Origin of the sequence: Okeania sp. SIO2F4, assembly GCF_010672385.1 — a bacterium.
Lineage (GTDB): Bacteria > Cyanobacteriota > Cyanobacteriia > Cyanobacteriales > Microcoleaceae > Trichodesmium.
In genome coordinates this window covers 1-7,626 of sequence record NZ_JAAHGT010000448.1, presented here as the reverse complement: position 1 = coordinate 7,626, position 7,626 = coordinate 1, and the positions used below count along the sequence as shown (strand labels likewise).

The 7,626-nt window shown below is 39.4% G+C and carries 4 protein-coding genes and 1 pseudogene; 4 read left to right on the top strand and 1 reads right to left on the bottom strand.

Annotated elements, in window-relative coordinates:
- Positions 1-585 precede the first annotated feature (585 nt).
- Both F6K22_RS24325 and F6K22_RS24320 read left to right on the top strand, forming a co-directional pair.
- Positions 586-2,115, top strand: a complete 1,530-nt coding sequence (locus F6K22_RS24325; protein WP_293103864.1) for a thioredoxin-like domain-containing protein — start codon at positions 586-588, stop codon at positions 2,113-2,115.
- A 448-nt stretch (positions 2,116-2,563) separates the two neighbouring features.
- A complete protein-coding gene (locus F6K22_RS24320) occupies positions 2,564-4,177 on the top strand; it encodes a cation:proton antiporter (RefSeq protein ID WP_293103861.1) in 1,614 nt (537 codons plus the stop codon).
- A 304-nt stretch (positions 4,178-4,481) separates the two neighbouring features.
- On the opposite strand, the gene F6K22_RS24315 is transcribed toward F6K22_RS24320, so the two are convergent.
- The gene (locus F6K22_RS24315; RefSeq protein ID WP_293103858.1) at positions 4,482-6,191 is read right to left on the bottom strand and encodes a lipase family protein; all 1,710 of its coding nucleotides are present in this window, start codon (positions 6,189-6,191) and stop codon (positions 4,482-4,484) included.
- Positions 6,192-6,405: 214 nt separating this feature from the next.
- Between F6K22_RS24315 and F6K22_RS24310 the strand changes: the two are divergent.
- Both F6K22_RS24310 and F6K22_RS24305 read left to right on the top strand, forming a co-directional pair.
- Positions 6,406-6,984 (top strand): annotated as a pseudogene (locus F6K22_RS24310) (universal stress protein).
- A gap of 409 nt (positions 6,985-7,393) precedes the next feature.
- Positions 7,394-7,626, top strand: a 233-nt coding sequence (locus tag F6K22_RS24305; RefSeq protein WP_293103855.1) for a hypothetical protein, incomplete at its 3' end; no start/stop codon positions are given.

The following is a 7,626-nucleotide window of genomic DNA, read 5'->3' as shown; positions in this document are numbered from 1 at the left end:
GTGACCTAATTGCCAAATTTTTGCTGCTTCTCTTCCCTCGTCACTTCTGTAGGTCTCTAATCTGACCCCTCCTCTACCTGACCAGAAAATAAGGTCAATAGCCACCCTTTCAAGGGTATAAAAAAAAGAAAACCCAGTCTTTCCAGCCTCCCTATTCAAGGAGGTAGTGATAACTGTTAACTGATAACTGAAATGACTCCTGATATCCTGTCCGGATTAATTAGTCATCAAAAAAGTATATGATTTGTAGAATAGCTCTCAGCCCGATACATACTTTTTGCTCAAGCCCTACTACAAACTTTAATTATAACTATTCAACCGGACACGATATTATATCATGTCCGGATAATCAGTAATCAAAAAAAGTATATGGTTTGTAGAATAGCTCTCAGCCCGATACATACTTTTTGCTCAAGCCCTACTACAAACTTTAATTATAACTATTCAACCGGACATGATATTACTTTAAATTGTATGGGACTAAAGACAATGGTAAGCTATGGACAAAATCTGACCCACTTTGCTCATTTTCTCAGACTTCGCTAAATTTAGAAAAATATTAAGTTTTAGATTAATCCAATACCTATGTCTCGCGTTAGAGCTCCTGAACTGCCTCAAAATTACCCTTGGCTCAATACAGGCCAACCCATATCCCTTCAATCTCTGAAAGGACGAGTGGTTATCCTAGATTTCTGGACTTACTGCTGTATTAACTGCCTCCACGTTTTGCCAGAACTAAAATTTCTTGAGCAAAAATACCCAGATAGCTTGACTGTTATTGGTGTCCACTCAGCTAAATTCGAGAATGAAAAAGAAGTGGAAAATATCCGCCAGGCCATACTTCGCTATGACGTTGAACACCCTGTTTTAGTAGACAGTGGGTCTAGAGTTTGGCGACAATATGCTGTTCGTGCATGGCCTACTTTCAAGATTATCGATCCAGAAGGATATGTGGTGGGGTCTTTTTCTGGTGAAGGTAAACGTGATGCTTTGGATGAAATTATTGGTAAGTTGATAGAAGAATATCAAAATAAAAGCACTATTAATTTTAGGGAAGTTAGTTTAATTCTGGAAAAGGAAAAGCAACCTTTGACTACACCTTTGGCATTTCCTGGTAAAGTTCTTGCTGATAGTCTTACCAATCAATTATTTGTTGCTGATTCTGGACACCATCGCATTGTAGTTAGTACACTGGAGGGTGAGGTCTTGCACATTATTGGTACTGGAAAAGCAGGATTAATTGATGGTTCATTTGATGAAGCTCAATTTTCGGCTCCCCAAGGTATGACTTTTGATGCCAAAAATCAAGTTTTATATGTTGCTGATACAAAAAATCATGCTTTACGCAAAATAGATTTTCCAACTCGGCAGGTGGAAACTATTGCAGGTACTGGAGAACAAAGTCGTAAAATTTCGCCTGATACTGGGGTGGCTAAAGAAACTAAGCTTAATTCTCCTTGGGATGTGGAGAAAGTAGGCGATCGCCTTTTTATTGCTATGGCAGGTTCACACCAAATATGGTTATTGGAACTTGATAGTGGTATTATTGGTATTTATGCAGGTAATGGTGGGGAAGCTTGTGTAAATGGGTCTTTAAAAGAATCAGCTTTTGCTCAACCTAGTGGTATTAGTACAGATGGCAATGAGTTATTTATTGCTGATAGTGAGGTTAGTTCAGTTCGTGCAGTGGGTATTAATGAGCATCCTAAAGTGCGTACTGTTTGTGGTAGTGGAGGATTATTTGGCTTTGGAGACAAGGATGGTCAAGGTGAAGAGGTTTTGCTACAGCATTGTTTGGGAATAGAATATACTCAGAATTATGTTTGGGTTGCTGATACCTATAATCACAAAATTAAGCGGGTGGAATATCACGCGGGTTTATGTCGTAACATGTTAGGAGATGGTACTGCTGGTCATCAAGATGGACAAGGTATTAATTCTCGCTTTTCTGAACCATCAGGATTAAGTGCGATCGCGCAACATTTATTTATTGCAGATACGAATAATCATCTGATTCGTAGAATTGAGCTAGATACACTCGAAGTAACTACTTTGGAGTTTCCTGGTCTGTGTCCTCCTGATGTTTGTTTGCCTAGTAATATAGAATCCGATTGAAAACTTGTCATTGCGACGATAGGAAGCAATCTCGTAGGACCCCTGAAATTGCTTTTTTTTTTCACGGAGTGTAAGGCACAATAACTTGGGTATAGTAATTATCCGGAAATAATATGATGCATAAAGATTGGCGTTGGTAATTGGTAAGATGATTTTTTACTAGGGGTGATCCCCATAACTTACTCTAGTCAGATGTTTAAAGGGATAGCATTTTTTTCATAATTTATCATATAAGAGGGAGTAGGGGCGATTCGCGAATCGCCCCTACACGAGTAAGGGGAAATAATTGATAATTTTTGTGGGATAATTGATAATTTTATAGTATTATTTCGTAGGTTGGGTTGACGTTAAGGAAACCCAACAATAAAAAGGAAACCCAACAATAAACTGTATCTGTTGGGTTGCGCTGGCGCTTAACCCAACCTACTGTTGTTCCCTCTTCCTTCTTATGTTAGAAAGTATTATTTGGATATTATTAATTGGTTTTTTTGTCGGTGAAATTGCCTTTAGGTTAAAAGCACCGCCTCTGGTAGGAATGGTATTAGTGGGAATATTATTAGGTCCCCAAATTAGCAATACCATCGACTCTAGCATTTTACAAGCTGCCGACTCCCTACGCATGATCGCCGTTATGGTCATTTTAATGAAAGCAGGGTTAGGTTTAGACAGAGAAAAATTAGCACAACAAGGAACTGTAGCGCTACGGTTAGGCTTTCTCCCCGCAACCTGTGAAGCTATTGTTATCGCCATAGCAGCTATGTGGTTACTTCAGTTTGACTTTGCTACTGGGTTGTTATTGGGTTGTATCATTGGTGCTGAGTCTCCGGCAGTTATTGTTCCCGGAATGTTGCGCCTCAAAAGTTTGGGTTGGGGCGTAACTAAAGGTATTCCTGATGCTATTTTGACTGGCAGTGCTTTGTCAGATGTTTTGCTGTTGTTAGTTTTTAGTTTACTGCTGGCATTTTTATCCCAGGGAACAACTACTGGCATAACTTTACCTGGTGGCATAATACTAAGTGCATTACAACTATTACCATTTCAAGTAATTTTACAAATTATTCTGGGAGCGATCGCCGGGTTGCTGACGGCGCGAATATTAGTATTGCTGCTAGTCAAACAAAATTGGACTCAAAATGCCACCCAAGATACTTTGGTGGCAGCAAGTTTCGCTCTATTGTTAGTCGTCTTAGCAGAGAAATTTCCCATATTTTCTGGTTATTTGGCAGTCATGGCAACAGGATTTTTTGTCATTGAATTTGATGCTCCCCTGGCGCGACGGTTACGAAATGGTTTTGATACTTTGTGGGTAGTGGCGCAAATTGTTTTGTTTGTCTTACTGGGTGCTAGTATCCCGTTGCAAGTATTGGAAAAAGTCTTGTTCGTGGGGTTGTTAATTTTAGCTGTCGGTACTTTAGTCGGACGGATGTTTGGTTGGTATCTCTCCACTTTAGGCAGTAACTGGAATTTTCGAGAGCGTCTCTTTTTGCTGCCCGGAAATTCCGCTAAAGCAACTGTGCAAGCTGCCATTGGAGCTGTTCCTCTAGCAGCAGGTATTGAGGGAGGGGAAACAATTTTAGCGATCGCTGCCCTATCCATATTAGTCACAGCACCCTTGGGAGCTTGGGCAATACCTACCTTTGCACCGAAACTGTTGGAAAAAGGAGAAGTCGATCCGACAAAAGTAGCGATCGCTCGTCGTATTGTATTGTTAGCTGCCGTTGATACCTCACCCCTTGCTGTCGATGTGTTGTTAAAAGTTGCCGAGTTAGCGAGACGTTGTGATGGGGAAGTTGTGGTATTGCACGTTATTCAGTCTGAGGATGGGGAAAGTATTGAGAAACTGCGACAGCAAACAAGGCAACTTTTAGCAGATATTCGGTATCGGTTTGTAACTGTTGCGGGAGTCGTATCAGAGGAAATAATTTCTGTTGCACGAGAGTATGGAGTAGCAGAAATAGTTATGGGGAAAAGGGGGCATCGTTTATGGGAGAATGTGTTAGTTGGTTCCGTTTCTCAAACTGTTTTGGAAAAGAGTTTAATTCCTGTGGTGGTAGTTCATTAATTGATAATGGATAATGAATAATGGATAATTAGGGCTTACTGATTAAATCTAAAGTCATTGATAGATAAAGTTTTTAGCCTTTAAGGAGCGAAAAAAAAGTGCAACTTTGTAAGCTTGAGCGACCAAAAAGTTAGGACGGCTGGCAGACTATGGCAGAAAAATTGAGGGATAATTCTTCCGACTACCACCTTGAAATTCCCCATTCCTCCTTTAGGGGCGAATGGCCATTCGCCCCTAGGACTCCTCCCCCTGCAAAAAGACTTTTTCAGCAAACCCTAATTATTTTTAGGCGATCGGTTTTTTCTTAGGAAGTTGCAGATCGAGATGCTCCGTCTACTTCCTTTTCAGAAATTTCTATGTATTTTTCCCAAAAATCTTGCACTCCGTAGATTTCCACATACTTTATTGTATGCTGGTATACGAACTGGAGACTAAAATTTAACAACGACAACACTGGACGCCACTGTGTTAAATGGAAAGTTTGCAACCTATATGAGTGAGTCATGGCTCTGTACAGTTCGACCAACCATCCTTCATAATCTAGACCTATTATCTTGTAAAAAATATGATTGAAAGCTTTGTTCATTCTTTGCTTAAAGTCGAAATTAGCGCCCTCTGTTGTTGCATAAGTAAATAAAAAACTTTTTATTGAAGATTTGAAAGTGCCTTGTACCCAATTTCGGATGTCACTATCCATATACAAAGGGTCAACAATATATTTCAATTGTGCTTTAAATGTTTCAAATGGTACCCGTCCAAACACCCGAAAGAAAAACGATAAATTGTCTTTGATATCAGACCACTCCATTTCTTCTACCATATAATTCAAAGTGTAACTGAAAAAGTCCACAAAAGCATTCGCTATTTCCTCAATCTCCTCTTCAAGAAAGTCGTCATCATTGTTTTCTAATGTGGTGTTGATGATATTTCCCAAAGCGTATTCTTCATTGAATTCACTAGCAAATCCTTCTCTATCAATCAGATGCTTGTAATCCTTGTTTTTCAGTATATTAAACACTCTCTGTGTCAACCAGTCCAAAAGCCGTGTATTGTCTATATTGCGATTGGATACTTCTGGCTCTTGATACATCTCCTTTAGTTTATTCATTCCTTCTTTGGTCGCCAATAAGGGGACAGGATCGAGTACGTTCCAACTATGTAACGTTATGTCCGATTTTGGATAGGAGTACTGCCCATTCATTGCACTATTGTAATACGTCCTCCATTGTGCATTTCCTGGTGACGGACTCCCTAAACTGCTTACTTTGATCCGGCAAGTATCTTGCCATCCCTTATCATTTATGCGCTCCACCAACTTCAGTCCCATTAGCTGCGCTAACGCCCCTCCTAAACTATGACCGACTACAGTTATTTCTATTTTCTTCCCATCATCTTCAGCTTCTTCTATCAACTTTTTGATTTTGTTCCATATCCCCTTCTCATTTCCTTCTTGCTCTGTTTCCCTCAATAAATTCTTCAATCCAAGGGCAAAACCCTCTCCAACTTTACTATCCTTCATGTTGTTGTATTCTTCTATCTTTATATGCCACTCTTTAGTTCTGATTATTCCCATGTTTTCAAACAGCAACGTGTAATTAGACTGCATATTTGTTCCAGCTATTGAGAGGACGTAGGAGTCTACCTTGTAGCTCTCTACACCTGGTACTTCTCCATTATATTTCGCCAGGAACATGGTTTTGTCTGCAACATCCGATCCTGATTCTTCATCCTGGAAAACACCGACACCCCAGATTAATTCCCATTCTCCGATCAACTTTTTTATATGTGTATCATCGAACATCTTTTTAACGATTTTATCTGCAGTTTCTTGTAATATTTCCAAATCATTATCCAGAAAATGAGGATAGGAAATACAATATACTAGCCACTTCAAGCACATTAACTTCTGCTCCCATTCATATTCTTGAAAATCGGCACTTCTTGATTCAGAGTAACCTTTATCTTGTTTAGCTTTTTTGTAGGCAAAGCGTGCTATTGTGTTCATTAAGCTCATGCTTTTTTTCCTCCTTTTTTCTCATTGATTTGTATCGAATTGTTCAGACTACACATTCGGTCACTGCAAGAATGTATATGCAATAAGGCTACCTATTGATTTGACGTACTCCCGACATTGGCGTTTAGGCCACAACCCGGGATGCTTCAGTCAGGACTATTGCCTAGAGTATAAGTTGAACGCAAAAAAAATCCTCATACACCCATAGATTACAATGGGGTTTTTGGTGGACTTTAGGTTGCCACTCTTTTTTTGCTTTATGAATACACAACCATTATATTTGACTCGGTATAATTTTCTGACACTTTTTTCCCAAAAAAATAAATTGCCCGACTTCTGGCTTCTGCTAAGGGGTCGTTGGCGGAGCAAGTGCGGCAGCTATATTGTTTTGTTAGCTGCGGTTGATACTTCACCCCTTGCTGTGGATGTGTTGTTAAAAGTTGCCGAGTTGGCGAGACGTTGTGATGGGGAAGTTGTGGTGTTGCACGTTATTCAGTCTGAGGATAGGGAAAGTATCGAACAAATGCGACGACAAACAGAAAAACTTTTGGCAGATATTCGTCATCGGTTTGTGACTGTTGCGGGAGTGGTATCAGAATAAATAGTTTCAGTTGCACGAGAGTATGGAGTAGCAGAAATTGTGATGGGGAAAAGAGGGCATCGTTTATGGGAGAATGTGTTAGTTGGTTCTGTTTCTCAAGCTGTTTTGGAAAAGAGTTTAATTCCTGTGGTGGTAGTTGAAAAAAAGGCGTTGGTGAATCAAGCTATGAAATCTCAAAAGCGTAAAAGATAAAATGCTTTTTAATTAGGAGTTAGGAAATCACCATTTCAGAAAAATCATAGCCAAAATCACCAACGCCGAAAAAAAAATATATAGCGGTTTTCAGTCTGGTGAGGAACATCAACGATCCCCCTAAATCCCCCTTAGAAAGGGGGGACTTCCAGTTCCCCCCAACTCATCGGGGGGTTAGGGGGGATCTCCAGCACTGTACCTCACAAAGGGTGAGAAATGCTATAGTTTTGTATGGAAAGAACCAGCTCTTTTTTCAAGACACACTTAAAAAACTTGTTCTTTCTGTTAAAATTAGATGATAAATTTAACCAAAAATTAGCTATTAATGAAACTATATTTAGATACCAGCGCATTGAATAGAATATTTGATGACTAATCTCAGGCAAGAATATATTTAGAATCAATGTCAATGACTCTTATTTTTTTGCTAATTGAAAATAAAACAGTGGAAATTGTTTCATCAGAAGCTTTAGTAGCAGAAACTAATAATAACCCATACAACGAGCGAAGGGTTTTTGTTGAAAGTGTTTTACAGGAGGCTAAGTCTTTCCAAAATCTGAATGAAAATTTGCTGACAAGAGCTGAGGACATAGAAGTAAATATGAGAATTAAAGGAATAGACTCGTTAAATTTGGCTTGTGA